Source organism: Microtetraspora malaysiensis (assembly GCF_001528665.1).
In the GTDB taxonomy this organism is placed as follows: Bacteria; Actinomycetota; Actinomycetes; order Streptosporangiales; family Streptosporangiaceae; genus Microtetraspora_A; species Microtetraspora_A malaysiensis.
The window spans coordinates 326,171-352,770 of record NZ_BBYJ01000008.1 but is presented as its reverse complement, the minus strand read 5'-3'; the positions used below and the strand labels follow the sequence as shown (position 1 = coordinate 352,770).

Below are 26,600 nucleotides of genomic sequence, written 5' to 3'. Positions count from 1 at the left end.
CTTCCTTCTCACACTTCGGGGTCTTCGGCCGCCCCGGCCGCGTACCGGGCGTCGGTGGCGGCCAGGTGGGCCAGGATCTCGGCCGCCGCCGTACGGGCGTTGGCGGCGACCGCCGGAATGCCCACGCCGTCGTAGGCCGCGCCGCAGAGCGCGAGGCCGGGCTGGATGGCCGTCGCCGCGCGGATGCGGGCGACCCGGTCGAGATGCCCCACGTTGTACTGCGGCAGGGAGCCGCCCCAGCGGGTGACCCGCGTGTCGAGCGGGAACGCCGCCACCCCCGTGACCTCGGCCATCTCGGCCACCGCCGTCGCCACCAGGTCGGCGTCGTCCCGCTGGAGGACGTGCTCCTCCCCCAGGCGTCCGATGGAGCAGCGGATCATGATCACGCCGGGGTCGGCCTCGGCCAGGTGCGGCCACTTGATCGTACTGAAGGTCGCGGCCTTGACCGGCCGGCCCTCGACCGGCGGGACCAGGTAGCCGCTGCCGGACGGCGGCGCGGGGAAGGCGTCCCTCGCGTAGGCCAGGGTGACGATCGCCATGCTGGCGTACTCGATCCCGGCCAGCTCGGCCGCCGCGCCGGGCACCTCGCGCCGCAGCAGCCGGGAGGCCGCGGTGGCGGGCACGGCGAGCACGACGGCGTCGGCCTCGACGACCTCCTCGTCCCCGTTGGGGCCGGTGACGAGCCGCCAGCCGCCCGGGATGCGGATCAGCTCGCGCACCGTCACGCCGGTCCTGACGTCGGCGCCGGACGCCTTCGCGACCGCCTCGGGGAGGCTGCCCATGCCGTTCTTGAGCGTGGTGAAGACCGGCCCGGCGTCCTTGGGCGCCGCCGCGACGATGTCCGCGACGGCCCTCGTCAGGGACCGTTCCGTACGCGCGATCTTCGCGATCTGCGGCATGGTCGCCTGGAGGGAGAGCATCTCGGAACGGCCGGCGTAGACGCCGCCGAGCAGCGGCTCGATGAGGCGGTCGACGACCTCGGAGCCGACGCGGGCCCGGACGTAGGCCGCGACGGAGACGTCCGTGGTGGCCGGGCTCGGCGGGAGAACCCGGTCGAGCGCGGCGCGGGCCAGCCCCGCCGGGGACAGGACGCGCGAGGAGGCGAGCGCGCCCAGGTCGGACGGCACTCCCATCACCTGGCCCGCGGGCAGCGGGCGGAGCGCCCCCCTGGACAGGATGGACGCGTGCGTCGTGCCCGGATGGACCAGCATGTCGTCGAGGCCGGCCAGCCGGGCCAGTTCCTTGCCCTCGGGACGGCGGGCCAGCATCGCCTCGGCCCCGGCGTCCACCTCCAGCCCGGCGACCTCTGAGACGTGCAGCTTGCCGCCGATCCCCGGCGCCCCTTCCAGGACGGTGATCCGGATCTCGTGCGCGGCGCCGCGCCGCAAGTAAAGGGCGGCGGCCAGGCCGGCGATGCCACCGCCGACGACCACGACATGGCGTGGAGCTGGGGTTCCTTCCATAAACGTCAAAGCTACCCCTCGGTTGGGGCGGTCCCCGAACCGGCGTGACCGCATGACGTACGCCGGAAGCGGCGTGATCCTCGTGGCGGCGCGGCCTGGCGAGCGTGACCGTCCAGTGCGAGACCTGTGACGGGACCGTGACTCCGGTCGCCGAACCCGCGCCCTCCCCGCCCCGTCTTTCCGAACATGACCAGATTCCGGTACGGAACGGCAGTAATCATCGCGACCGCCTTCCTGATCGCCGGGTGTGGCGCCGAGGGCGGCTCCTCCTCGGGGGTGGCCCGTGACGAGGCCGCCTCCGCCCCCAGGTCCGCCCGTCCCGCCACACAGGCCAGCAGCGAGGCGTACGCCGGCTCGGCGGATGAAGCGGCGGGCTCCCCCGAGAAGACGACGGTCGTGCCCGACGCCCGAGCGGTGATCTACACGGCCCAGCTGACCGTCCGGGTGAAGGACGTCCCCGCCGCCACCGACCAGGCCAAGCAGATCGTGACCGTCGCCGGAGGCTACGTCTCCGAGGAACGGAGCAACTCCTTCTCCAGCCGGGACGAGGCCGTCGTCACGTTCAAGATCCCTCCGGCCCGGTACCCCGACGTGCTGACCCAGCTCGGCCGCGACCTCGGCAAGCGCGAGTCGCTGCACCAGGGCGCGCAGGACGTCACCGAGGAGGTCGCCGACGTGGCCAGCCGGGTGAAGTCCGCCGAGTCCACGCTCGACCAGTTCCGGACGCTGCTGCGTAAGGCGAACAAGATCGGCGAGATCCTGGAGATCGAGCGGGAGATCTCCAACCGCGAGGCCGAGCTGGAGTCGCTCCAGGCGCGGCAGAAGGCGCTCGCCGCCCAGACCGGCATGGCGACCGTCACCCTGAGCCTGGCCGGTCCGGCCGCCCCGAAGCCCAAGCCCAAGCCGAAGGAGTCCGGGTTCCTCGCCGGCCTCCACGCCGGCTGGAACGCGCTGGTGGGGTCGGTCGAGGTCGGCCTCGTCGTGCTGGGGGTACTGCTGCCCTGGCTCGTCCTGGGCGCCGTCATCGGCCTGCCCCTCATCGCGATCACCCGGCGCCGCGCGGCGCGCCGTACGGCGGAGGCGCGGCCGCTCCGGGTGCCGCCGCCGGGTGAGTGGCAGCGGGCCGAAGCCGGCGCGCGGCCCCAGGCCGAAAGCGCCCGTCAGGAGAGCGAATCCGGCGCACCGCGGGGACCGGAGCCGACGCCCGGGCAGGAGTCGGAGCCGGACGCGCCGTAACTCCCCCTGATGGGATCAGCGGGCGGACGCCTCGTGGACGAAGTCGGCCAGCCGCGCGAGCTGGTCGGGGTCCGTGGAGGGCAGGACACCGTGGCCGAGGTTGAAGACGTGCCCCTCGGCCACCCGTCCGCGCTCCAGCACGTCACGGGCGCGGGGCTCCACGACGTCCCAGGGGGCGAGCAGGACGGCGGGGTCGAGGTTGCCCTGGAGCGCCTTGCCCGGGCCCACCCGGAGCGCCGCCTCGTCGAGCGGCACCCGCCAGTCGACGCCCACGACGTCGGCCCCGACCTCCCCCATCAGGCCGAGCAGCTCGCCGGTGCCCACCCCGAAGTGGATGCGCGGCACACCGAGGTCCGCCAGCCCCGCGAAGATCCTGCTCGTGTGCGGCAGCACGTAGGTGCGGTAGTCCGCCGGGGCGACCGCGCCCACCCACGAGTCGAAGAGCTGGACCGCGGAGGCGCCGGCGGCCACCTGGACGCGCAGGAACGCGAGCGTGATCGCGGTGAGCCGGTCCATCAGCTCGTGCCACAGCTCCGGCGCGCCGTACATCATCGCCTTGGTCCGGTCGTGGTTCTTCGAGGGCCCGCCCTCGATGAGGTACGACGCGAGTGTGAACGGGCCGCCCGCGAAGCCGATGAGCGGGACCCGGTCGAGCTCCTTCACCAGGGCCTGGATGGACTCGGTGACGTACGGCACGTCACTCGGTTCGAGGGGCCGCAGCGCGGCGACGCCGGAGGCGTCCCGGATCGGGCTGCCCACCACGGGCCCGACGCCGGGCTGGATGTCGAGATCGATGCCGATGGCCTTGAGCGGGACCACGATGTCGCTGAAGAAGATCGCGGCGTCCGTCGAGTACCGCCGGACCGGCTGCATCGTGATCTCGACGACGAGGTCCGGCGTCGCGCAGGCGGCGAGCATCGAGGTGCCCTCGCGCACCCGGCGGTACTCCGGGAGTGACCGGCCGGCCTGGCGCATGAACCAGACGGGCGTGTGCGGGACGGGTTCGCGGCGGCAGGCGCGGAGGAAGGCTGAATCGGCAAGGTGGGCAGTCACGCCACCAGCGTCCCATGTCACAGGCCCGGTCCACGCACCGGTCGCGCGCGTGCCGGCGCGCGACTCCCCTACCCCCGCCGGGAGTCGCGCCGCTCCGCGCCCCGGGACGCCCGCCCCCGGACCGGCCCGCCCGGCCGCCCATGTTCGTACGCCGGTCCCGCCGGACGGTCCCTCACGCGCGTGTCGCGGGCGCCGAGGGTACACTCCGCGCCAAGCATCGGTAAGGTGAGGTTCTCCGCTTCGTGAGGTTCGCCTCCTTGCTCGGCAAAGTGTTCGCAATCGGGGTTCCAGCATCGATTCCAATGCCACTTTCGAGACACGCCGAGCGCGTTGCGGGGAAATGTCGGCGGAACATGTCAACGTCAGATCAGTCCCGATCACTTGGGACACAACCGTGGATCCGACGAGAGGCCCCGGAGCGATGACGTCGATGTGGAGTTCCTCCGAACACCGCACTGAGCACTGTGCCGCTTGCGGCGCCGAGCGCGCGTTCGAACAGCCGCCCTGCCCCGACGCTCACGACGACTGTCCCGAACGGGTGTGCACGACCTGCGGATTCGCCCTGTTGCTTGCGACGGCCTCGGTTTGATCGGTACGTATGCCCCCCACAGCCATCCCCCTGCTTCGCGCACTCCCGAATCCGGCCTACGCTTCGGCTATGACCCTCGGTGACGCGCCCGTGCCTCCGGCCGCCTTCCGGCGGGCGCTGGAGACGTTGCGGCCCGCCAAGGTCAGGCCGGAGATCGAGCTGGAGGACATCCCCGCGCCGCAGCGCCTCGCGCCCTATTCGGGGGCGGTCGGGGCCTCGGTCTACCGGGATGACGACGAGCTGGCCGTCGGCCGGCTGATCATGCTGTTCGACCCGGACGGCCAGCGCGGCTGGGAAGGGCGCTTCCGCCTGGTCGCGTACGTCCGCGCCGACATGGAGCCGGAGATCACCAGCGATCCACTGCTCGGGCCGGTGGCCTGGAGCTGGCTCACCGAGTCGCTCGACGCGCACGGCGCGGCCTACGCGGCGGCCGGTGGCACGGTGACACGAGCGGTCTCCGAGGGTTTTGGTAACAAAGCCGACGATCCTGTCACCACCGAGCTGGAGCTGCGGGCCTCCTGGTCCCCCCTCGAGGAGGACCTGTCCGCCCACGCCGCCGCCTGGTGCGATCTGATGTGCCTCGCCGCCGGCATCCCACCCCTTCCACCCGATGTCGCGGCGCTGCGGCTCCGCCCGGCGCGTCGTGAAGATCCGAAAGCCCCGTAACTCGTGACCGAACCTGAAATTCAGCTCTTGTTGGAGCCGCGTGAGGGAATCCCGCCCGTCATCGAGGATGATGCCGCGCTCGCGGCGGTCGTGCGCGCCTTCGCCTCCGGCAGCGGCCCGATCGCGGTGGACGCCGAGCGCGCCTCCGGCTACCGCTACAGCGGCCGCGCCTATCTCGTACAACTACGCCGCAACGGATCAGGCACCGCGCTGATCGACCCGGTCGCCTGCCCCGATCTGACCGCCCTGCACGAGGCCGTCGCCGACCACGAGATCGTCCTGCACGCCGCCACGCAGGACCTTCCGTGCCTGACGGAGCTCGGCTTCCGGCCGCGCAGGCTGTTCGACACCGAGCTCGCGGGCCGGCTGCTCGGCTACGAGCGGGTCGGACTGGGCACGATGGTCGAGGTCGTGCTGGGGCTGCGGCTGGAGAAGGGCCACTCGGCCGCCGACTGGTCGAACCGGCCCCTCCCCATGGACTGGCTGCGCTACGCCGCGCTCGACGTCGAGGTGCTGGTCGAGCTCAGGGACGCGCTGTCCGCCGAGCTGACCTCCAGCGGCAAGCTGGAGTGGGCGATGGAGGAGTTCTCCTCGATCCTCGCGGCTCCGGCCGCCTCTCCGCGCAGCGACCCCTGGCGGCGCACGTCGGGCATCCATCGGGTGCGGTCGCTGCGCGGCCTGGCCGTGGTCCGCGAGCTGTGGACGCTGCGCGACGAGATCGCCAGGGAGATCGACCTCGCTCCCGGCCGGGTGCTCCCGGACTCCGCGATGGTGCAGGCCGCGCTGGACCTGCCGCGCACCACCAAGGCGCTGACCGAGATCGCCCCGTTCACCGGCCGCAGCGCGCGCCGTCATCTGCGCTCCTGGCTCACCGCGGTCACCCGGGGCCGGACGCTGCCGGACCCCGATCTGCCCCAGCCGATGGGGCCGGGCGACGGCCCGCCTCCGGCCAACCGGTGGGCCGACCGCGACCCGGCGGCGGCGCGGCGGCTGGCGGCCGCCCGAGCGGTGATCGCCGCTCTCGCCGACGAGCACCGGATGCCGACGGAGAACCTCCTGCAACCCGATGCGGTACGACGGCTCACCTGGGAGCCGCCCGCCGACCTGTCGGAGGAGTCGATCGCGGCGCGGCTCGCCGAGCTGGGCGCCCGGCAGTGGCAGATCGCCCTGACGGCGGTCCCGATGGCGAAGGCGCTCCAGCGGCTGGACGCCAAGAGCACCAGCTGACCACCGCCGGCGCGGGGCGCCCGCCGGACCACCGGCGGCGCCCGGCGCCGGCGCTCGTCAGAAGATGTTCTGCCGCTGGGGCAGGTCGATGACGCCGAAGGCGGCAAGCAGTCCTGCCGCGGCCAGGGCGGCGAGCAGAACCCACGTGACGGGATGCCCGAGGTTGAGCGTCCAGGACGCCCCGATCCGGGCGTGGAGCAGGATCGCCGGGTCGCGGCGGTTCATGTAGACCGTTCCGGCCAGGAACCAGTGCCGGTCGTCGTCGCGCTGGGTGACGCCGGAATCCTCGTCCTCCTCCCCGGGGAGAGCCGGCAGGCGATGCCCCGCGTGACCGACGCGGCTCTCCCACACCAGCCAGGCGACCACCGGGGCGGCCGGAGGCAGGTACACGACCACGGTCCAGAACGCCGAGGGTTCGACGACCGCCCAGAGCTGGAGCGCCGAGACGAGCAGACCGAGGTTCAGGCAGGTCGCGCCGAGCAGCGAGAGGCGGGCGACACCGCGGAGGTACACGCGGTATCTGCGGGCCGAGCCGACGGGGCGGGCGGCGTCGAGGTCGGGGCGGGCGCGCAGCAGAAGCAGCGTCAGGGCGACGAACAGCAGCGTGATCACGAGCTGGTACAGCACCGGGGCGAACGCGGTCCAGACGGTGACGGGTTCCCGCCCGGTGGCGTCGACGCCGTAGCCGGTGAAGCGCGGCAACGCGGCGGGCAGGTCGCCGTACCGCCACCAGCCGAGGCCCGCGGTGAGGAGGAGGATCACCGCCGCCGGGAGCGCCCAGGACCAGGGCAGCCGCACCGGATCGGTACGGAAGCTGGTGTCGACGGTGACGCCCTGGCGCTGCTCGTCCCGCCACGCTCCGGCCACCTTGGCCGCGCGCAGCCGGCGCGCGGAGCGCCAGTAGAGCAGCAGGTCCGCCACGATCAGGGCGGTCGCGGTCGCACCGACGACGGTCGCGCTCCCTCCCGTCGCCAGGAGCGGCACGGAGACGACCGCGGCGCACACGCCGGCGGCCGCCGCCAGCCTGGCGTAGACGCGCCGCTGGGCGATCACGGCCGGGTCGGCGGCCCGGGCGTGGGACACGCGCACGCCGAACGGCGTCGTCGGCGCGGTCATCGCGGGCAGGGCCAGCATCAAGCCGGTGACCAGCGCGACGGCGGTCAGGTCGGCGGCGATCAACGGTGTCATGGTGTTGCCCTTTCCTCGGCCCGGAATCCCGACAGCATCGCCGCGCACCGCCGTACGACGTCCTCGCGGTCGAGTCCGTGGACGGTGGCCTCCGCGAGCAGAACGCGCATCCTGTTCTCCCAGTCGCCGGCGAACCCGGGCTCGGGCGGCCCGGAGCTCGGGTCGCGCCGGATCACCGCGCCGCTCTTGCGGTTGACCCGGATGACCCCCTCCTGCCGCAGCAGGTCGTAGGCCTTGTTCACCGTGTGGAAGTTGATCCCGAAGTCGGAGGCGAGCTGGCGCGTGGACGGCAGCGGGTCGCCCTCCACCGCCTCTCCGCGGGCGACCGCCTCCACGATCCGGTCCCTGATCTGCTGGTAGATCGGGACCTCGCTGTCGAGATCCAGCGTCAAGTTCACATTCAGGAGTATAGCTGCTATACAACTTATAGAACAGATACACCTGGTGCGACAGAAGGGGGCGACGTGATCCAGACAGAGATCCGCGACGGAATGCTGGTGGCGACCTTCGCGCCATGGACACGGCCGTTCGTACGGCGAGCCGAGATGAGAGTGCCGCTGGAGGCGATCCGCGAGGTGCGTCTCGAGGCGAACCCGCAGGCCGTCGCCACCGGGACGCACGCGGGCCTGCTCGTCAGCGGGTTCCTCAAGGTCGGCACATGGACCGGCCGGGGCGGCGTCCGGCGGCTGGTCTGCGCCCGCCGCGGCCTTGCCGGTGTGCGCATCGTCCTGACCGGCAGTATCGAGAACGTCGACGAGCTGGTCCTCAGCGTTCCGGACGCGCCCGGGCTCCAGGCGCAGGTCATGGGGGCCAGCGCGTGAACACGGGATCCTGGGACATCGAGGTGCACGGCCTGACCAAGGTCTTCGGGTCCGTGGCGGCGGTCAGCGACCTCGGCTTCACCGTCTCCCCGGGCACGGTGACCGCCTTCCTCGGCCCGAACGGGGCGGGCAAGACGACCACCATGCGGATGCTGCTCGGCCTGGTCACGCCCACCTCCGGCCGCGCCACCATCGGCGGCCTGCGCTACACGGAGCTGCCCCGTCCGGCCGCGACGGTCGGAGCCGTGCTGGACACGTCGGGGTTCCACCCCGACCACACCGCCCGCGACCATCTCGGCGTGTACGCCCGCCTGGGCGGCTTCGCCCGGTCACGGGTGGACGAGGTCATGGACCTGACGGGGGTGACGCCGTTCGCCGGGCGGAGGACCCGGGCCCTGTCCACCGGGATGCGGCGGCGGCTGCACCTGGCGACGGCACTGCTCGGCGATCCCCACGTGCTGCTGCTGGACGAGCCCGGCAACGGGCTGGACCCCGAGGGCGTCGCGTGGCTGCGCGGCTTCCTGCGCCGGCTCGCCGCCGAGGGCCGCACGGTTCTGATCTCCAGCCACGTCCTCAGCGAGGTGGAGCAGTCGGCCGAGCAGGTCGTGGTGATCGACCGCGGGCGGCTGGTCGCGGCCGGCGCGGTCGCCGACCTGTACGGCGAGGCCGCCGTGCGGGTCCGCTCACCGCGGGCCGGGTCGCTGACCGATGTCCTCCTGGCCGCCCACGGCGGCGCGGTCCACGTGACAGACCTCGGGCCGGACACGGTGCGGATCCACGGCCTGACGACCGCCGACATCGCGTCGGCCGCCGCCGCGCACGCCATTCCGCTACACGAGATCACTCCCGAGCGGCCCACGCTCGAACAGGCCTTCCTCCACCTCACCGGACACCACTAGGGGGATATTTCATGACAGCGTCAATCTCGCCGCGTGCCCTCGTTTCAGCGGAATCACGCCGCCTGGCGGCCACCCGGCTTTCCATGTGGGGGTCGCTCGCCGCGCTCGGCAGCGGCGGCTTCGTCGGCCTGCTCGCCCTCGTCGGCCCGGAGAACTTCGATCCGCCGGCTCCCGGGCTGGATACGGCGCCGGGCGTGCGCGCGGTGCTCGGCCTGCTCGGCCTGTGCGCGTTCATCCCCGCCCTGCTCGGCACGACCGCCGTGGCCTCGGAGTACCGCCACCGGACGATCACCACGACGGCGCTGTTCGCGCCCCGGCGATGGACCATGCTGGCCGCCAAGCTCGCGGCGTACGCGATCGCCGGGCTCGCCTACGGGCTGATCGCCGTCACCGTGGCCGGGGCGGCCCTCTTCGGGGCGGCGGCGGTCAAGGGTGTCGCGCTCGGCCTGCCGACGGCCACCGTGCTGGCCCTGCTCTCCAGGATCGCGGTGACGATGGCCGTCTACACCCTGGTCGGCGTGGCGGTCGGCGCCCTGATCCCCAACCAGGTGGCCGCGGCCGCGATTCTGGGCGCCTATTTCTACATGATCGAGACGGCCCTGCTGCTCGTCCCCGGCGTCAAGGAGCTCTATCCCTACCTGCCCGGCGGCGCGACGGCGGCGCTCACGGGGTTCACCTTCCTGGCCGACGCGCTGGCCGAGCAGACGGGCGGGGGCGCGGCCTCGCTGCTGTCCGCCCCGCTGGGCGCCACCGTGCTCCTCGGGTACGCGGTGGTCGCCGCCGTGATCGCCGTCGTCGTCCCCCTGCGGCGCGACATCACCTGAGCCCGTACGAAGGCGGCCACGGACGGCGCCGGATCTCCGGGAGATATCCGCGTTTTGGCCCCCGATCGCGTGCGGTAACGGCATGATTACGAGATGTCCGCCCTCACACCGCGGCGTCGTCCCGCCCCCGACGGGATGCCCGCGTCCCCCGGAGCCGTACGGCTCGCCTACCTGCGCGAGCGGGCGACCGGAGCGCGGCGCGCCGCGCTCCTCGTTCTCGGGATCTCCACCACCCTCCTCGTGACCGTCCAGCTCCTGGCGGAGCGGACCGAGACCGGCCAGGCAGCCGCGCCGTACGCGGTGGCGGCGCTCGTGGTCTTCGCCGCGACACTGCCCGCCATGACCGCCAGCCAGGTGCTGTGGGGCCTGCGGGAGCAGGAGGCGCGGGTCGGCGAGCGCGAGGTCTTCGCCACCAGGAGCCGCCCTCACATCCGGCGCCTGCTCGCGCGGCTGTCGGTCGCGGTCTGCTGGGCGGTGCTGGTGCTGCTCGGCCTCACCGTGCCCCGCCTGTTCACCGACGCCGGCCTGTACGGCGCGGCCGACCGGCTGGCGGACGTCGCCGAGACGCTGGCGATGACCTGTTACATGAGCGGCATGGCGTTCCTGCTGTGGTGGGGCAGGGATGTGATCATGGCGGCGGCGCGGCGGCGGCCGCCGTCCGACCCGTGGGACGACGTCCCCGGGGCGTCCCGGCCGCTGCCGCGGCGGCTGCCGGGGGCGGCGGCGCTCCTGCCGCTCCTCGCCCTGATCGGCGCCCGCGCGCACCTGTGGACCCCGGACACACTGACGGTGCTCGCGCTGGCCGCGGTGGCGCTGGCGGCCTGTGTCGTGGCCGTGCGCGGCACGCCGAGCCGGGCACCCCGCTCCCACGGGTAGTTACCGATAAGTAGCATTGGTCCGAGAAGCTACCGATCAGTAGGAGCCAACCTCGTGCCTGCGTCCCGTGAAGTCGTCTTCGTCGACGGCGTGCGCACGCCTTTCGGCAGGTCGGGCCCCAAGGGCCTGTACGCCGAGACGCGTGCCGACGACATGGTTGTCCGCGTCATCCGCGAGCTCATGCGCCGCAATCCCGGCCTCCCGCCCGAGCGGGTGGACGAGGTCGCGATCGCGGCCACCACCCAGATCGGCGACCAGGGCCTGACCATCGGCCGCTCGGCCGCCGTGCTGGCCGGTCTGCCCAAGTCGGTGCCCGGCTACGCCATCGACCGGATGTGCGCCGGCGCGATGACCGCCGTCACCACGGTGGCGGGCGGCATCTCCTTCGGCGCGTACGACGTCGCCATCGCCGGCGGCGTCGAGCACATGGGCCGCCACCCCATGGGCGAGGGCGTCGACCCCAACCCCAGATTCCTGTCCGAGCGGCTCGTCGACGGCTCCGCCCTGATCATGGGGATGACGGCGGAGAACCTCCACGACCGCTACCCGTCCATCACCAAGGGGCGGGCCGACGCGTTCGCCGTGGCGTCCCAGGAGAAGGCGGCCAAGGCGTACGCCGACGGCAAGATCCAGCCGGACCTGGTCCCGATGGCGGCGCGCAAGGCGGCCGAGGGCTGGGGCCTGGCCACCGCCGACGAGGCCCCGCGCCCCGGGACGACCTTGGAGGCGCTGGGCGGCCTGAAGACGCCGTTCCGGCCGCACGGCCGGGTCACCGCCGGGAACGCCTCCGGCATCAACGACGGCGCGACCGGGTGCCTGGTCGCCGCCCAGGAGATCGCCGAAGAGCTGGGGCTGCCCGCGCGGATGCGGCTGGTCTCCTACGCGTTCGCGGGCGTGGACCCCGAGGTCATGGGCATCGGCCCGATCCCCTCGACCGAGCGGGCGCTGCGCCTGGCCGGGCTGTCCATCGACGACATCGGCCTCTTCGAGATCAACGAGGCGTTCGCCGTGCAGGTGCTCGCGTTCCTCGAGCACTTCGGCATCGCCGACGACGACCCCCGGGTGAACCCGTACGGCGGCGCGATCGCCTTCGGCCACCCCCTCGCCTCCTCCGGAGTACGACTCATGATCCAGCTCGCCCGTGAGTTCGCCGAGCGGCCGGACGTCCGGTACGGCATCACCACCATGTGCGTGGGCATGGGCATGGGCGGCACGGTCATCTGGGAGAACCTCGCATGAGCGACATCGAGACGTACAAGAGCCTGCTCGCGGGCAAGGAGACCGGCGAGGTCGTCACCCGGGCCCTGGTCCGCGACGTGGACCTGCCGTACGGCGCGGGCACCATGGCCCTGATCACCTTGGACAACGGGCACGACCACACCAAGCCCAACACGTTCGGGCCCCAGGGGTTGCTCTCGCTGAACGACGCCCTGGACGCGATCGAGGCGCGCGGCGACGTGGCGGCGGTCGGCCTCACCGGGAAGCCGTTCATCTTCGCCGTCGGCGCCGACCTCAAGGGCGCCGCCACGGTGGCGACGCGCGAGGAGGCCGCCGCCATCGGCGCCCTCGGCCACCACGTCTTCCGCCGTCTCGGCGAGCTGGGCGTGCCGACGTTCGCGTTCGTGAACGGCGCGGCCATGGGCGGCGGGCTGGAGATCGCGCTGCACTGCGCGTACCGGACGGTGTCGTCCGGGGTGCCGGCCATCGCGCTGCCGGAGTGCTTCCTCGGCCTGGTGCCCGGCTGGGGCGGCACGCAGCTCCTGCCCCGGCTGATCGGCCCGGAGAAGGCGATCAAGCTGATCATCGAGAACCCGCTCTCGCAGAACCGCATGATCAAGGGGCGGGACGCGTACGAGCTGGGCGTCGCCGACGCGATGTTCGAGCCGGCCGACTTCCTGGAGGAGTCGCTGCGCTGGGCGGCCCGGGTGCTGCGCGGTGAGGAGACCGTGACCCGCGCGCCGTACGAGGGGGACTGGGACAAGGCGGTCGCCGACGCGCGCTTCCTGGTGGACATGAAGCTGCGGGGCGCCTCCCCCGCGCCCTACCGCGCGCTCGACCTGATCGCGCTGGCGAAGACCGCCTCCAGGGACGAGGGCTTCGCCGCCGAGGACGAGGCGCTCGCCGACCGGCTGATGAGCGACGAGCTGCGCGCCGGGCTGTACGCGTTCGACCTGGTGCAGCGCCGGGCGAAGAAGCCGGCCGGCGCGCCGGACAAGGCGCTGGCCCGCAAGGTCACCAAGGTCGGCGTGGTGGGCGCCGGGCTGATGGCCTCGCAGCTCGCGCTGCTGTTCGCGCGGCGGCTGGAGGTGCCGGTCGTGCTGACCGACCTCGACCAGGCCCGCCTGGACAAGGGCGTGGGCTACGTCCACGCCGAGGTGGACAAGCTGCGCGCCAAGGGCCGCGTCTCCGCCGACCAGGCCGGCCGGATCAAGGCCCTGGTGACCGGGTCGCTCTCCAAGGACGCGTTCGCGGACGCCGACTTCGTGATCGAGGCGGTCTTCGAGGACCTGGACGTGAAGCGCAAGGTGCTGGCCGAGGTCGAGGCGGTCGTCTCGGACGAGTGCGTGCTGGCCACCAACACCTCCTCGCTCTCGATCACCGCGATGGCCTCCGGCCTTCGGCGTCCGGAGCGGGTGGTGGGCTTCCACTTCTTCAACCCGGTGGCGGTGATGCCGCTCCTGGAGATCGTCCGGGGCGACGCCACCGACGACGCCACGCTGGCCACGGCCTTCTCGGTCGCCAAGACGCTGAAGAAGTCGTCCGTGCTCGTCAAGGACGCGCCCGCGTTCGTGGTGAACCGGCTGCTGACCCGGTTCATGGGCGAGGTCATCGCGGCCGTGGACGAGGGCACGCCACTGGAGGTCGCCGACCACGCGCTGGACGGCCTCGGCCTGCCCATGACGCCGTTCACGCTGCTCCAGCTCGTCGGCCCGGCCGTGGCGCTGCACGTCGCGGAGACCATGCACACCGCCTTCCCGGACCGGTTCGGCGTGTCGGCCAACCTGGCCGCGCTGGTCGCCGCGGGCAAGCCCGGCGTGTACGGCGCCGACCTCCAGATCGACCCGGAGGCGCGGGCCTTCTTCGAGGGCGGCTCGTCACCGTCCACCGGCGAGGAGGTGCGGCTGCGCGCGCTGAAGGCGCTGGCCCAGGAGGTCCGCCTGATGCTCGACGAGGGCGTCGTCGCGGCGGCCCAGGACATCGACCTGTGCATGATCCTCGGCGCCGGATGGCCGTTCCACACCGGCGGCATCACGCCGTACCTGGACCGTGCGGGCGTCTCGGAGGCGGTGACCGGGTCCCGATTCCTCGCCCCTGGCGTGGCGTCCGTACCGGCCTAGGAAACCGGCCGAGAAGTACACCTGGTCCCCCGGAGCCGCGGATCGGCGGCTCCGGGGGACTCCCGCGCGCGGACGGCCGCTCGATAGCCTTCGAAGCGGGAGGTTCCGGGTGCGGGAGTTGTTATTGGGGCTGAGCCTCGGGCTGGGCGCCGGGGTCACGCCGGGGGCGCTGCTCGGCCTGGTGATCACGGCGAGCCTGCGGGGCGGCTTCCGGGCCGGGCTCGGGCTGGCCTGCGTTCCCCTCCTCTCCGACCTGCCCGCCGTGCTGCTCTCGGTCACCGCCGTCGGCGCGCTGCCCGGGGCGTTCCTGCGCGCGCTGTCCGTCGTGGGCGGCCTCTACGTCGTCTACCTGGGGGTCTCCTCGGCCCGTGAGGCCCGTACCGCCCTGCCGCCCGAGCCCGGCGTCGTCGCGCCCTCCTCCGTCCGGGAGCTGCTGCGCGGCGTCACGGTCAACATGCTCAACCCACACCCGTGGCTCTTCTGGATCGCCGTCGGCGCTCCGATCTTCGCCACCGCCTGGGACCGCTCCCCGGCCTCCTCGCTGGCGTTCACCGGCGGCTTCTACCTGCTGCTGGTCGGTTCCAAGGCGGCGCTGGCGGCGCTGATCGGCGCGGGACGGCACCGCCTCGGGGTGCGCGGCTATCGCGTCCTGCTCGCAGGGAGCGCCCTGCTGCTGACCGTCACCGGGCTGCTGCTGCTCATCCGGGGCGTCGCCGGCTAGCCGCGCCCTGCTGTGGCGGGCGCCGTACGCGAAGTAGACGATGATCCCGGCGGCCATCCACACGACGAACCGCAGCCAGGTCTCCACCGGCAGGTTGAGCATCAGGTACAGGCAGGCCAGCACGGAAAGGATCGGCAGCACCGGGACCCACGGCGCGCGGAACCCCCGGGGCAGGTCGGGCCGCGTCCGCCGCAGGATGACCACCCCGATGGACACGACCACGAACGCGAAGAGCGTCCCTATGTTGACCAGCTGGGCGATCGCGGCCAGCGGGATCAGCGCGGCGAGCGTCGCGGTGGCCACCCCGATGATCACCGTGATCACGTACGGCGTGTGGAACCGCTGGTGGACGCGGGCGAGCCCGTGCGGCAGCAGGCTGTCGCGGCACATGGCGAACAGGACCCGGCTCTGGCCGAGCATGAGGATCATCACCACGGTGGTGAGCCCGGCGATGCCCCCGAGGCTGATCACCGTGGCCAGCCACGCCTGCCCGACCGAGAGGAACGCGTCGGCGAGCGGCGCCGACTCGCTCAGCTCCGTGTACGGCTGCATGCCGACGACCACCAGGGAGACCGCGACGTACAGGAACGTGCAGATCCCCAGGGAGGCGAGGATGCCGATCGGCAGGTTGCGCTGCGGGTCGCGGGTCTCCTCGGCGGCGGTGGCGACCACGTCGAATCCGATGTAGGCGAAGAAGACCAGCGCGGCGGCGGTGAAGACGCCGAAGACGCCGAACGCGACCGGCGGCACCCCGAACAGCACCTGGATGAGCGGCGCGGCGAGCCCTCCCCTGGTCGCGATCTCCTGGGACGGGGGGATGAACGGCTGGTAGTTCTCCGCCTTGAGAAAGAACAGGCCGGCCACGATGACGAGCAGCACGACGCTGATCTTGATCGTCACCATGACGGCGTTGAACCGGGCGGACGTTTTGATGCCCGCGATCAGGATGGCGGTGAGCAACAGCACGATGGCCGCGGCGGGGACGTTCACCACGGCGGTGTCCCCCGCGATGGAGGGGGGCAGGTTGACGCCGACGCTCCGCAGCAGCGAGGTGAAGTAGCCCGACCAGCCGGAGGCGACCACGGCGGCGGCGAGGGTGAGTTCGAGCGTCAGGTCCCAGCCGATGATCCAGGCGGGGAACTCGCCGATCGTCGCGTACGCGAAGGTGTAGGCGGAGCCGGCGACCGGTACGGTGGCGGCGAACTCGGCGTAGCAGAGGGCGGCCAGACCGCAGGCGATCGCCGCGACGACGAAGGAGACCGCGACGGCGGGGCCCGCGGTGGTCTTGGCCGCGACGCCGGTCAACACGAAGATGCCGGTGCCGATGATGACACCGACCCCGAAAACGGTGAGATCGAGGGCGTTCAGGGTGCGGACGAGCCGGTGCCCAAGTTGGGTGTCTTGGAGCGATTGCTCGACCGACTTTGTCCGAAAAATGGCCATCCGGCTCATACGCAGGCCCCCCAACTGGCGATGACCTGCAAGGTTCCCGGAAACGCGCGGTTCACGCGCGTTTCCGGGAGGGGGTGTCAGACCTGGCCGGCCGGGTCGTCCTCGAGTGCGGGCGAGCGCCGCGCCACCGCCTCGGTGATCTCCCGGGCGAGGTCCTGCCCGGTGAGGCCGATCTCGGCGAGGATCTTCGGCCGCTTCGCGTGGTCGAGGAAGCGCTGCGGGATGCCATAGGTGCGCACCGGCACGTCCACGTCGGCGTCGCGCAGCATCCGGGCGACCGCGTCGCCCACGCCGCCGACCCGGCCGTTGTCCTCGACGACCACCACGAGCTTGTGCTCGGCGGCGAGCGGGACCAGCGCCTCATCGAGCGGCTTGACCCAGCGCGGGTCCACCACGGTGGCGGAGATGCCCTGGGCGTCCAGCAGAGCCGCCGCGTCCAGGCACGTCTCGGCCATCGAGCCGACCGCCACCAGGAGCACGTCGGGCTCTCCGGAGCGCAGCACGTCCATCGCGCCGATCTTGCCGATGGGCGCGATGTCGGCGGCGACCGCGCCCTTGGGGTAGCGGACCACGGACGGGCCGCCCTCGATCGCGACCGCCTCTCGGAGCAGCTCGCGCAGCCGTACGGCGTCGCGGGGCGCGGCCAGCGACAGGCCGGGGATGACCTGGAGGATCGACAGGTCCCACATGCCGTTGTGGCTGGCGCCGTCGTCGCCCGTGACGCCCGACCGGTCCAGCGTGACCACGACGGGCAGCCGGTGCAGGGCGACGTCCATCAGGAGCTGGTCGAAGGCCCGGTTGAGGAAGGTGGCGTAGAGCGCGACCACGGGGCGCAGCCCGCCCAGCGCCAGCCCGGCGGCGGAGGTGAGGGCGTGCTGCTCGGCGATGCCGACGTCGTAGATGCGGTCGGGGTAGGCCTCGGCGAAGGGGGCGAGCCCGACCGGGTACAGCATCGCCGCGGTGATCGCGACGATGTCCGGGCGCTCGGCGCCGAGCCGGACGATCTCCTCGCTGAACACGTTCGTCCAGCTGTGCGGCTTGGGACGCTCCTCGCCCGTGACAGGGTCGAACGCGCCTGGACTGTGGAAGTTGTCCTCGTCGTGGTTCTCCGCGGGCGAGTAGCCCTGGCCCTTGCGGGTGAGGACGTGGACGATGACCGGCCCGCCGAAGCCCTTGGCCCTGCGCAGGGCGGCCTCCAGCGCCTCCAGGTCGTGGCCGTCGATCGGGCCGACGTACTTGAGGCCGAGGTCTTCGAACATCACCTGCGGCGCGAGGATGTCCTTGATGCCCTTCTTCATGCCGTGCAGGGCGTCGTAGAAGGGCGCGCCCACCACCGGGACCTTGGCCAGGTTCTCCTTGACGAACCCCAGCGCGTCCTCGTACTTCTGCGTCATCCGCAGCGACGCCAGGTGGTTGGAGAGACCGCCGATGGTCGGGGAGTACGACCGGCCGTTGTCGTTGACCACGATGATCAGCGGGAGGTCCTTGCGGCCCGCGATGTTGTTGAGCGCCTCCCACGCCATGCCGCCGGTCAGCGCGCCGTCGCCGATGACCGCGACGGCCGTGCGGCCGGTCTCGCGGCGCACCGTGAACGCCTTGGCGAGGCCGTCGGCGTAGGACAGGGCGGTGGAGGCGTGCGAGTTCTCGATCAGGTCGTGCTCGGACTCGGCCTGGCTCGGATATCCCGACAGGCCGCCCTCCTGGCGCAGCGTGCCGAAGTCGCCGGCCCGGCCGGTGAGCATCTTGTGCACGTACGCCTGATGTCCGGTGTCGAAGAGGATGGGGTCGCGCGGCGACTCGAAGACCCGATGCAGGGCGATGGTGAGCTCGACGACGCCGAGGTTGGGGCCGAGGTGGCCGCCCGTCTTGGCACAGGACGAGACCAGCAGTTCGCGGATCTCCTCGGCGAGCCGCGGCAGGTCGCCGGCGTCTATGCGCTTGACGTCCTGTGGACCCTTCACCGTGTCCAGAATCCCCACGAAACATCCTTCCCGCTCGCCGTCGAACAGGCTGAGTCTAGTTCGAGAACATCGTGACGCTTCCCTGGGTGGCACTGAAGCGTCACAGTATTTCAAGCAGAATCGACATATTTCCGCTTTACCGGAACTTGACCTTTCCCCTACGCTCCTGACTCCATGCGGAAATCCTTTATCGCGCTGCTCATGGGGCTGATCGTAAGCCTTCTCCTTTCCGGCACGGCCGTCGCCTCCGGTTCTGCACGACCTGTACCCACCGGCAAGACCGCGCTGACCAAGAACCCGATCTATGCGACGGGCGAGTTCGACTTCACCGAGTGCAAGGAGCTGAACCGCCAGCCCGACGACATCGACTCGTACAAGATCTATCTCGACCACCTGATGGACTGCCTCAACCTCTCCTGGGGCGAGGAGTTCGGGCAGGCGAAGCTGCCGTTCAACAAGCCCAAGGTGCGATTCATCACCGGGGCCGCGCGTACGGGCTGCGGCCGGTACCCGGCGGGCTACGCGGCCGGCATGTACTGCCAGGTGGACAAGACGATGTGGATCCTCATCGACAAGCACCAGCTCAAGGACCCGTCCGAGTTCGAGCTGTTCGCGGTGATCGCGCACGAGTACGGACACTACGTCCAGGACCGGGCCGGCATCCTCGCCGCCGCGGACCGGGCGACGCGCAAAGCGAGCAAGGCCACGAGCTACGCCTGGAGCCGGCGCATCGAGCTGCAGGCAGCGTGCTTCTCCGGCGCCTTCATCGGCAGCGTGTGGCACTCGCTGGGCCGCGACCAGTTCGACTGGGACGACCTGCTGGAGCGCACGCTCGGCGACGTGCTGCACGGCAAGGCCAAGAACATCCGCTACTGGCTCAAGCGCGGCTGGAACGGCAACGCGCCGGCCGTGTGCAACACCTTCTCCGCGCCCGCGTCGAAGGTCGCCTGATCTGGGGCGACGTACGGCCGACCGCCCTGGCCGGCCGTACCGGTCGTGTCACAAAACGTCGAACAAATCGTGATGATGGTCATGAAGTGGCAGTCTGGTGCAATAAGCTCACGTGACCATGCGAATCCCCCTCATCGCAGTGGTCCCAGGACTGCTCGCCGGTCTCATCGTCACCGGCACGGCGGCGCCTGCCTCGGCCACGACCGATACGGCCAAGAGCGCGAGTTCGGCGCCCACGGCCCAGACCAGAAACAAGCTCTACCGCTCCGGCATGGCGAAGCAGGTGGCCTGCTCCCCCACGGAACCGCGCAAGGGCAGCGCCGCCTCGATCAAGCGCTACCTGCAGTACGTCGCGAAGTGCAACGACATCCTGTGGTCCCGGCAGTTCAAGGCCGTCGGCATGGGGTTCAGCCGGCCCCGCCTCGTGATCATGACCAGCGGCACGAAGTCGCCGTGCGGCACGCTCACGAGCTGGTCCCCCGCGCACTACTGCCCTGACTCCCGGACGATCTACGTCCGCCTGCTCAAGTCGCAGATCAAGGACCCGTTCGCGCTCGTCCTGGCCAAGACCATGGCGCACGAGTACGGCCACCACGTGCAGCAGCGCAGCGGGATCATCGGCGCCTACTGGAGCAACTACAACCGGACGCGGAACGCCACCGCCCGGAACCTGATGAGCAGCCGCCTGGAGCAGCAGGCGGAGTGCTTCGCCGGCGTCTTCCTCCGCGCCGCGGAGGACTACCTGCCCGTGGACCAGCGCGAGTACGACTACGTGGTGGACTGGGCTGCCAAGAACGCCACGGACAAGGCGCACGGCAAGGGCCGCAACCAGGCCTGGTGGCTGGAGCGCGGCTTCAACTCCGCCTCCCCCGGCGCCTGCAACACCTGGGTGGCGCCGAACGCACGGGTGGCCTGACCCCGCGGCCTCAAGCGAGGCGTGAAAGGACCTCAAGGGGGTCGGCGAGCACCTGGGCGAAAGCCAGCTCGGCGGCCCCCACTACCGTCGCGTCGTCGCTGAACGCCGAGATGCGCAGCCGCAGGTCCTCCCGCGACGCGACCAGCGTCGAGGTGTTGATCCGGCTCCTGACCTGGGCGGCCGCGCCGAGATAGAGCTCCCTCAGCACGCCCCCGAAGATGACCATCTCCGGGTTGAAGATGTTGACCAGGTTGGCCACGCCGAGACCGAGCCAGTCGCCGACCCGGTGCAGCGCGTCCTGCGCCCGCACGTCGCCCCGGCCGGCCGCGTCGACGACCGCGCGCACCGCCGCCCGGCCGGTGACCTCGGTGCTGTGGCCGGCCAGCTCCATGAGCGCGCCTTCCCCGACCTCGGCCTCCAGGCAGCCGCGGGAGCCGCAGGCGCAGGGGCGTCCGCCCGGGTTGACGACCATGTGGCCGACCTCGCCGCCGTAGCCGGCCAGGCCCCCGAGGAGCTGGCCGTTCACCATGATGCCGCCGCCGATGCCCACGTCGCCGTGCAGATAGATCAGGTCCCGGCAGCCGAGACCGACACCGCGCGACTGCTCGGCGATCGCGCCCACGTTGCCGTCGTTGCCGACGGTGACCGGCAGACCCAGAGCCAGCCTCTTCGACAGCTCCTCGCCGAACGGCGCGTCCTTGAACCCGATGTTGGGACCGAACCTGACGACGCCGTCCGTCCGGCCGACCGAGCCGCAGACCGCCGCCGCGGCGCCGACGCAGACCGTGTCCGGGCGGGTCTTGCGGTGCATCTGCCGCGCGAAACCCGCCAGCGCGGCGGCGACCTCCGGCATCTCGAAGCCTTCGCGCGGCCGCACCGTCTCGCGGCGGTCGAGGATCACCCCGCCGAGGCCGACCCGGGCGGCGACCAGCCGGTCGACGCCCACGTCGAAGGCGAGCACGTAGACCCGGGCGGACTCGGGCCGCACGACCAGTGAGGGCCGCCCGGCCCGCCCGGTCTCCCGCGGCAGCTCCTCGCGCACCAGCCCCGCCGTCGTCAGGTCGGCGGTGAGCGCCATGATGGTGCTGCGGTTCAACCCCATGCGGCCCGCCAACTCGGCCCGGGACGTCGGCCCGCTCAGGTGCACGTGGCGGAGCAGGGTGCCCAGGTTGTGCCTGCGGATCTCCTCCTGTGAGGGACCTGCGCGCATCATCCGTCCGGGCTTCGTCGGGGATTCATGGTTCGGGGACCACCTTAGCGGGGTCATCTCCTGCCGGTGGCCGCCGCCCTCTTACGGGACAGGGCGTCCACACCCGCGGCGAGCAGCAGCACACAGCCGGTGACCGCGTATTTGACGCCCGAGGTGTAGCCCATCAGGCCCATGCCGTTCTCGATCACCGCCACCACGGCGCCGCCCAGGAGGGCGTCCAGCGCCCGGCCCTTGCCGCCGAAGAGGCTGGTGCCGCCGATCACCGCGGCACCCACGGCGAACAGCAGCACGTTGCTGCCGCCCGTGTTCGGGTCGACCGAGTTGGCCCGGGAGGCCGCGATGACGCCGCCGGCCGACGCCATGAACGAGCAGATGACGAACGCCGAGATGCGGATGCGGTCCACGTTGATACCGGCGCGGCGCGCCGCCTCCGCGTTGCCGCCCACCGCATAGATGTGCCGGCCGTACGCGGTGCGCTGCAGCACGAACGTCAGCACGACGAGCAGGACGACGATCACCGGCACCACGATGGGCACGCCCTTGAGCGAGACGATGGCCGCGTTGCGGCTGCGCTCCAGGTTGAGCAGGAAGACGGCGACGCCCGAGATCACCGCGAGCGTGCCCACCCGGAAGGCGATCAGCGACGTCGGGACGGCGGACAGTCCCCGCGCCGTCCGCCTGCGGGCCTGCATGATCTGAAGCGCCGCGTAGGCCAGCACGCCGGCCGCCACGCACACCCACCCGAGCACGGGCGGCATGTTCTTGTTGGCGATCGCCAGGATCGTCTGGTCCCGGATCGAGATGTTGGTGCCCTCCTTGAGCAGCAGCAGGACGACGCCCTGGAAGGCCAGGAACGCGGCCAGCGTGACCACGAAGGAGGGGATGCCGAGCTTGGCGACCAGCGTGCCGAGCACCAGGCCGATGGCGGCGCCGGTCGCCATCGCGGCGAGCACGGCCGCGTACCAGGGCCAGCCCTCGTTGGTGAGCAGCACCCCGAGGACCGCCGCGCAGACGCCGCTGGCGAAGCCCGCCGACAGGTCGATCTCGCCGAGCAGCAGCACGAAGATCAGGCCCATCGCGATGATCGCGACCGCCGCGCCCTGGGTGAACAGGTTGGCGAAGTTGATGGGCGACAAGAACGCCGGGCGCAGGACGGAGAAGACCGCGCAGAGCACGACCAGCCCGGTCACCGCCGGCAGCGCGCCGAGGTCCCCGCCCCGGACACGCTCCACGTAGCCGCGGACGTGCGGGGCGATGGCCGGAGCGCCGGCGGCGCCCTTCTCCGGAACCATGGTGGTCGTCATGACGTAGCTCCGTTGCCGTTCTGCAGGCCGAGCTCGCCGCTGCGTCCGGCCGTGATGAGCTCCACGACCTGGGAGTGCGTGACCTCGGAGGTCTTCACCTGGGCGGCCATCCGGCCGAGGTAGAGCGCCGCGACCCGGTCGGACACGGCGAACACGTCGTTCATGTTGTGCGAGATGAGCACCACGGCGAGCCCACGGTCGGCGAGACGGCGCACCAGGTCGAGGACCTGCGCCGTCTGGGCGACGCCGAGGGCGGCGGTCGGCTCGTCGAGGATGACGACCTTGCTGTTCCACAGGACGGCCTTGGCGATCGCGACGGTCTGCCGCTGACCTCCCGAGAGGCTGGAGACCCGCTGGCGGAGCGACGTCACCGTACGGACCGCGAGGCCGTCCAGGGTCCTGGCCGCCAACTCCTCCATCGTGGCCTCGTCCAGGATCAGGCCGCTCCTGCGTTCCCGTCCGAGGAACATGTTCTGCACGATGTCGAGGTTGTCGCACAGCGCGAGGTCCTGGTAGACGATCTCCACCCCCAGGGCGGCCGCGTCCCTGGGCCCGCCGACCTGGACCTTCTCGCCCTCGAAGAAGTACTCGCCGGAGTCGATCGGATAGATGCCGCCGATGCACTTCACCAGCGTGGACTTGCCCGCCCCGTTGTCGCCGACGAGCGCGGTCACCTCGCCGGGATACACCGAGAAGGCGACGTCGTGAAGGACCTGCACGGGACCGAAGCTCTTGTGGATCCCGCGCAGGTCCAGGACAGGTGCCTGGGACACGATGGACTACTCCGTTGTTCGGGGGCCGGCACCGCTCGCGGGCCGGGCGCGGGACGCGCCACACGGCGTGTCCCGCGCCCGGCCGACGGAGCGCGAGCCGTACGCGGCCGGGACGGGGGTTAGCTGATTCCGGCTTCGGCGCACTTGTCGGCGAAGTCGCCGGTGCACAGCTCGTCCTTGCTGACGTATCCGTCGGCCACGACGTCCTTGACGCTGTCGAAGTAGATGGCCTTCGGGGAGAGCAGGACCGCGGCGACGTCCTTGCCGGTCTCGGTGTCCTTGACGCTGCCGTTCGCGGGCGGCTTCTGGCCCTGGGCGAGGGCGATCGCGAGCCCCGCGGTGGCGTCCGCCTCCTGCTTGACGGCCTTGTAGACCGTCATGCACTGGTCGCCGACGAGGATGTTCTGCAGGCCCTGGACGGTGGCGTCCTGGCCGGTGACCGGCACCTTGCCGTTGAGCTTGTTCTTCTTCAGCACGGAGATGGCGGCGTTGCCGAGGCCGTCGTTGGCCGCGAGGACGCCGGCGATCTTGGGCGTGCTGGTCAGCATCTGCTCGAAGATGGTTCCGGCCTGGGTGTTGTCCCACTCGGGCACCGACTGGTCGGGGCCCTTGACGTACTCGCCGGCGTCGTACTTGGGCTTGAGCACGCTGTCGTAGCCCTCTTTGAACAGGGTGGCGTTGTTGTCGGTGGGCGAGCCGTTCAGCTCGGCGACGATCGGCTTGTCGGCCTTCTTGTCGGTGAGGCACTTGGCCAGGCCCTCGCCCTGGAGCTTGCCGACGGCGGTGTTGTCGAAGCTCACGTAGTAGTCGGCGTTGCCTCCCAGCGTGAGGCGGTCGTAGTCGATGGTGGCCACACCCTGCGACTTCGCCTTGTCGAGGACGGCCTTGCCGGTGCCGCTGTCCAGGTTGACGATCGCCAGGACGGTCACACCCCCGGTGATCATCTGCTCGGCGATGGTCTGGAACGAGTTCTTGTCCCCCTGCGCGTTCTGGATGTCGTAGGCGACACCCGCGGCCTTGAACGCCTCTTCGAGGTACTTGCGGTCGGCGGTCTCCCATCGGGCCGAGGACTTGCTGTCGGGGAGGATGACGCCGATCTTGCCGCTCGCGGCCGCCGACGCGGAGGGCGCGTCGCCGGCCTGCGCCGTGGTGGTTTCACCGCTCTCGCCCCCGCAGGCGGTGAGACCGAGGGAAAGCGCCGCACTCGCGGCGGCGATGCTGAGGATCCCCTTGCGCATACTGCCTGGGTCCTTTCTCTGACACTGGGGGTCTGGACGTGGCCGAGCTCTGCGCCGAGCCGGTACGGCACCGCCGGGTCACGGCGGTCACCACACCGGTGAATGTTGTCTGGCACAACGTAATCCAGGGCCGATGCTGTTGAAAGACACAGGAATGTAACGTTTGTTGTCCGCAGTAACAATCAAGAAATGTGTCGTCAACCGGCCTGGCCGGCCAGGCTCTGCACGATGAGGGCTCCGGCCGACACGGCCGCCACGGCGAGGACGGCGGCGCGGGTCCGCCCGCCGTCGAGGTAGCGCCGCAGCGGTCGCGAGACGAGGAACCCCACGATCAGGAACGGGATCAGCGAGAGCCCGGCGACGACGGCCCGGTCGGGCAGCTTGCCGACCACGCGCAGGACGACCAGGGATTGCGCGGCGCTCAGGAAGAAGAACATGGCGAGGGTCGCCCGGATCTGCGGCCCCTTGGCGCTCTGGTAGACCAGGGCCATCGGCGGGCCGCCGATGCCGGTGGCGGTGCCGGTGACCCCCGAGCAGAAGCCCGCGCCGACCAGGGTCGCCGCGTTGCGCGGCACGCTGACCGACCGCGCGCTGAGCCCGATCGCGACCACGACCATCACCCCGACGAGCACGCCCAGGGTTCCGGTGCTGACGTGGACGACCACCAGCGCTCCCACGAGCGTGCCGGGCAGGCGGCCGAGCACGCCGAACCCGAGCCCGCGCCAGTCCACCCTGCGCCACTCGGCGGCCAGCGTGAACAGCGGCAGCGTGACGTTGACCACCTGGACGGCCCCGGGCATGACCGACGGGTCGAGCAGCGTCAGCAGCGGCGCGGCGACCAGCCCCAGACCGAAACCCACGCCGCCCTGGACGATCGCCCCGACGCAGACCGCCAGGCCCGCGACGAGCAGGAAATGAACATCGTGATCCATGCCAGCCGAGGCTAACCACCGCCCGAAACCCGGCTTTGCCCGCCGTGCCTCCACCGCCATAGGTGACACACCCGGACAATCACTGACAGTAATCGAATCCTCTTGCGAGAGTAATCGGACGGTCACTAAAATCGTCTTGAGACGGAGTGGTAGCCCGCTATGTAGATATCGCCGTAGCCTCAGCGGTATGAGCACCGAACCCAAGACGACGACGATCCGGGTCAGCTTCGTCACACGCGACAAGATCGCGAAACTCGCCGAACAGGAAGGAACGTCCATGACGGCAGTGATTGACGACGCCATCAGAGAACGGGAGAAGAACCTCCGCTGGCAGAAGGTCGCGGAGCAGATGGAACGAACCCGACGGGAAGACCCCGAAGGCTGGGCCGAGTATCTCGCCGAGCAAGACCTATGGCTCGGTGGCCCTTCTCCGACCGGGCGCATAGCCCCCGAGTGGGAGGGCGTGATCACACCCCCGGAGGGTGGCCGTGCAGATCAGGCAGGGTGACATCTGGTGGGCCGACCTCGGTGAGCCTGCGGGCCGGGAACAGGGATACGTCCGGCCCGCGCTCGTGATCAGCAACGATCGCACTATCAGAACCGTCTGGGATCCGGTGCTCGCCGTGCCCCTCACCACGCGGTTCCGGGGCTGGGAGACGCACGTCGAGATAGAGCCGGAAGGAACCGGTCTGCCGAAGTCCAGTTGGGCGATGGTTGAGCAGGTGCGAGCGATCTCTCCCGCACGATTCGGGTCAAGGATCGGCGGCGTCTCCCTTGACGTGGTGTCGGAGATCGCCGAGTGGGTTCGCGAGATGCTCTAGAAAACACCGGAGCCGTCCGGGGAAGGAGGGTGTCCCTGCCCGGACGGCTCCGCGGCCTGTTCGAGGTTCACGACCCCGGTGCGTGCCCGGCGGAGATGGCCTGGGGACACGCCCCGGCCGCCGGGAAGGCGGCCGGGTTCC

Annotated in this window: 24 protein-coding genes and 1 pseudogene; 14 read left to right on the top strand and 11 right to left on the bottom strand. The window is 71.3% G+C overall.

Annotation, left to right across the window (positions count from 1 at the left end):
* Positions 1 to 8 precede the first annotated feature (8 nt).
* Positions 9 to 1,463, bottom strand: a complete 1,455-nt coding sequence (hemG, locus tag AWQ71_RS11825) for a protoporphyrinogen oxidase (RefSeq protein WP_067131294.1) — start codon at positions 1,461 to 1,463, stop codon at positions 9 to 11.
* A 186-nt stretch (positions 1,464 to 1,649) separates the two neighbouring features.
* Here hemG and AWQ71_RS11820 point away from each other — a divergent pair, with 186 nt between their 5' ends.
* Positions 1,650 to 2,699, top strand: a complete 1,050-nt coding sequence (locus tag AWQ71_RS11820) for a DUF4349 domain-containing protein (protein WP_067131291.1) — start codon at positions 1,650 to 1,652, stop codon at positions 2,697 to 2,699.
* A gap of 15 nt (positions 2,700 to 2,714) precedes the next feature.
* On the opposite strand, the gene hemE is transcribed toward AWQ71_RS11820, so the two are convergent.
* Positions 2,715 to 3,752 carry a uroporphyrinogen decarboxylase gene (hemE, locus tag AWQ71_RS11815; protein WP_218001744.1) on the bottom strand — a complete coding sequence of 346 codons (1,038 nt, stop codon included), beginning with the start codon at positions 3,750 to 3,752 and terminating at the stop codon, positions 2,715 to 2,717.
* 658 nt (positions 3,753 to 4,410) lie between these two features.
* Between hemE and AWQ71_RS11810 the strand changes: the two genes are divergently transcribed.
* Together AWQ71_RS11810 and AWQ71_RS11805 are read left to right on the top strand one after the other, a co-directional pair.
* Positions 4,411 to 5,007, top strand: a complete 597-nt coding sequence (locus tag AWQ71_RS11810; protein ID WP_067131285.1) for a DUF3000 domain-containing protein — start codon at positions 4,411 to 4,413, stop codon at positions 5,005 to 5,007.
* A 3-nt stretch (positions 5,008 to 5,010) separates the two neighbouring features.
* A complete protein-coding gene (locus AWQ71_RS11805) occupies positions 5,011 to 6,234 on the top strand; it encodes an HRDC domain-containing protein (RefSeq protein WP_067131282.1) in 1,224 nt (407 codons plus the stop codon).
* Positions 6,235 to 6,291: 57 nt separating this feature from the next.
* On the opposite strand, the gene AWQ71_RS11800 is transcribed toward AWQ71_RS11805, so the two are convergent.
* Positions 6,292 to 7,422 carry a DUF1648 domain-containing protein gene (locus tag AWQ71_RS11800; protein ID WP_067131279.1) on the bottom strand — a complete coding sequence of 377 codons (1,131 nt, stop codon included), beginning with the start codon at positions 7,420 to 7,422 and terminating at the stop codon, positions 6,292 to 6,294.
* Positions 7,419 to 7,820 carry a GntR family transcriptional regulator gene (locus AWQ71_RS11795; RefSeq protein WP_067131276.1) on the bottom strand — a complete coding sequence of 134 codons (402 nt, stop codon included), beginning with the start codon at positions 7,818 to 7,820 and terminating at the stop codon, positions 7,419 to 7,421. Before AWQ71_RS11795 ends, AWQ71_RS11800 begins: the two co-directional genes overlap by 4 nt.
* Before the next feature lie 66 nt (positions 7,821 to 7,886).
* Here AWQ71_RS11795 and AWQ71_RS43730 point away from each other — a divergent pair, with 66 nt between their 5' ends.
* The 7 genes from AWQ71_RS43730 to AWQ71_RS44615 all read left to right on the top strand — a co-directional run bounded on the left by AWQ71_RS43730 (position 7,887) and on the right by AWQ71_RS44615 (position 14,901).
* Complete coding sequence (locus AWQ71_RS43730; RefSeq protein ID WP_245658225.1) at positions 7,887 to 8,243, top strand: hypothetical protein; 357 nt, start codon at positions 7,887 to 7,889, stop codon at positions 8,241 to 8,243.
* A complete protein-coding gene (locus tag AWQ71_RS11785; protein WP_067131273.1) occupies positions 8,240 to 9,142 on the top strand; it encodes an ABC transporter ATP-binding protein in 903 nt (300 codons plus the stop codon). Before AWQ71_RS43730 ends, AWQ71_RS11785 begins: the two co-directional genes overlap by 4 nt.
* An 11-nt stretch (positions 9,143 to 9,153) precedes the next feature.
* On the top strand, positions 9,154 to 9,966 hold the full coding sequence (locus tag AWQ71_RS11780) for a hypothetical protein (RefSeq protein ID WP_067131270.1): 813 nt from the start codon (positions 9,154 to 9,156) through the stop codon (positions 9,964 to 9,966).
* A gap of 93 nt (positions 9,967 to 10,059) precedes the next feature.
* Positions 10,060 to 10,842: a hypothetical protein gene (locus AWQ71_RS11775; protein ID WP_067131267.1), complete on the top strand. Its 783-nt coding sequence runs from the start codon at positions 10,060 to 10,062 to the stop codon at positions 10,840 to 10,842.
* Positions 10,843 to 10,896: 54 nt separating this feature from the next.
* The gene (locus AWQ71_RS11770; protein WP_067131264.1) at positions 10,897 to 12,081 is read left to right on the top strand and encodes a thiolase family protein; all 1,185 of its coding nucleotides are present in this window, start codon (positions 10,897 to 10,899) and stop codon (positions 12,079 to 12,081) included.
* Positions 12,078 to 14,180, top strand: coding sequence for a 3-hydroxyacyl-CoA dehydrogenase NAD-binding domain-containing protein (locus AWQ71_RS11765; protein ID WP_067131261.1), 2,103 nt, complete (start codon positions 12,078 to 12,080; stop codon positions 14,178 to 14,180). The genes AWQ71_RS11770 and AWQ71_RS11765 overlap by 4 nt, the downstream gene beginning before the upstream one ends.
* Before the next feature lie 109 nt (positions 14,181 to 14,289).
* On the top strand, positions 14,290 to 14,901 hold the full coding sequence (locus AWQ71_RS44615) for a LysE family translocator (RefSeq protein ID WP_369407197.1): 612 nt from the start codon (positions 14,290 to 14,292) through the stop codon (positions 14,899 to 14,901).
* A 21-nt stretch (positions 14,902 to 14,922) separates the two neighbouring features.
* On the opposite strand, the pseudogene AWQ71_RS11760 reads toward AWQ71_RS44615, so the two are convergent.
* Positions 14,923 to 16,344 (bottom strand): annotated as a pseudogene (locus AWQ71_RS11760) (amino acid permease); the annotation flags it as partial.
* An 86-nt stretch (positions 16,345 to 16,430) separates the two neighbouring features.
* Complete coding sequence (gene dxs, locus AWQ71_RS11755; protein ID WP_067131258.1) at positions 16,431 to 18,332, bottom strand: 1-deoxy-D-xylulose-5-phosphate synthase; 1,902 nt, start codon at positions 18,330 to 18,332, stop codon at positions 16,431 to 16,433.
* A 156-nt stretch (positions 18,333 to 18,488) separates the two neighbouring features.
* On the opposite strand from dxs, the gene AWQ71_RS11750 reads away from it, so the two are divergent.
* Together AWQ71_RS11750 and AWQ71_RS11745 are read left to right on the top strand one after the other, a co-directional pair.
* A complete protein-coding gene (locus tag AWQ71_RS11750) occupies positions 18,489 to 19,265 on the top strand; it encodes a neutral zinc metallopeptidase (protein ID WP_084258788.1) in 777 nt (258 codons plus the stop codon).
* A 118-nt stretch (positions 19,266 to 19,383) separates the two neighbouring features.
* A complete protein-coding gene (locus tag AWQ71_RS11745) occupies positions 19,384 to 20,181 on the top strand; it encodes a neutral zinc metallopeptidase (protein WP_157570299.1) in 798 nt (265 codons plus the stop codon).
* A 10-nt stretch (positions 20,182 to 20,191) separates the two neighbouring features.
* Here AWQ71_RS11745 and AWQ71_RS11740 read toward each other — a convergent pair whose 3' ends face one another.
* The 5 genes from AWQ71_RS11740 to AWQ71_RS11720 form a co-directional block, all read right to left on the bottom strand.
* Complete coding sequence (locus AWQ71_RS11740; protein ID WP_067131603.1) at positions 20,192 to 21,391, bottom strand: ROK family transcriptional regulator; 1,200 nt, start codon at positions 21,389 to 21,391, stop codon at positions 20,192 to 20,194.
* 53 nt (positions 21,392 to 21,444) lie between these two features.
* Positions 21,445 to 22,695, bottom strand: a complete 1,251-nt coding sequence (locus AWQ71_RS11735; RefSeq protein ID WP_067131249.1) for a sugar ABC transporter permease — start codon at positions 22,693 to 22,695, stop codon at positions 21,445 to 21,447.
* Positions 22,692 to 23,468 (bottom strand): ATP-binding cassette domain-containing protein, encoded by a 777-nt coding sequence (locus tag AWQ71_RS11730; protein WP_067131246.1) that lies wholly within the window; start codon positions 23,466 to 23,468, stop codon positions 22,692 to 22,694. Before AWQ71_RS11730 ends, AWQ71_RS11735 begins: the two co-directional genes overlap by 4 nt.
* A 119-nt stretch (positions 23,469 to 23,587) precedes the next feature.
* Positions 23,588 to 24,706: a sugar ABC transporter substrate-binding protein gene (locus AWQ71_RS11725; protein WP_067131243.1), complete on the bottom strand. Its 1,119-nt coding sequence runs from the start codon at positions 24,704 to 24,706 to the stop codon at positions 23,588 to 23,590.
* 197 nt (positions 24,707 to 24,903) lie between these two features.
* Positions 24,904 to 25,638 (bottom strand): sulfite exporter TauE/SafE family protein, encoded by a 735-nt coding sequence (locus AWQ71_RS11720; protein ID WP_067131240.1) that lies wholly within the window; start codon positions 25,636 to 25,638, stop codon positions 24,904 to 24,906.
* 187 nt (positions 25,639 to 25,825) lie between these two features.
* On the opposite strand from AWQ71_RS11720, the gene AWQ71_RS11715 reads away from it, so the two are divergent.
* Together AWQ71_RS11715 and AWQ71_RS11710 are read left to right on the top strand one after the other, a co-directional pair.
* Positions 25,826 to 26,146, top strand: a complete 321-nt coding sequence (locus AWQ71_RS11715) for a hypothetical protein (RefSeq protein WP_067131237.1) — start codon at positions 25,826 to 25,828, stop codon at positions 26,144 to 26,146.
* Positions 26,127 to 26,459 carry a type II toxin-antitoxin system PemK/MazF family toxin gene (locus AWQ71_RS11710; protein ID WP_169806550.1) on the top strand — a complete coding sequence of 111 codons (333 nt, stop codon included), beginning with the start codon at positions 26,127 to 26,129 and terminating at the stop codon, positions 26,457 to 26,459. Before AWQ71_RS11715 ends, AWQ71_RS11710 begins: the two co-directional genes overlap by 20 nt.
* Positions 26,460 to 26,600 lie beyond the last annotated feature (141 nt).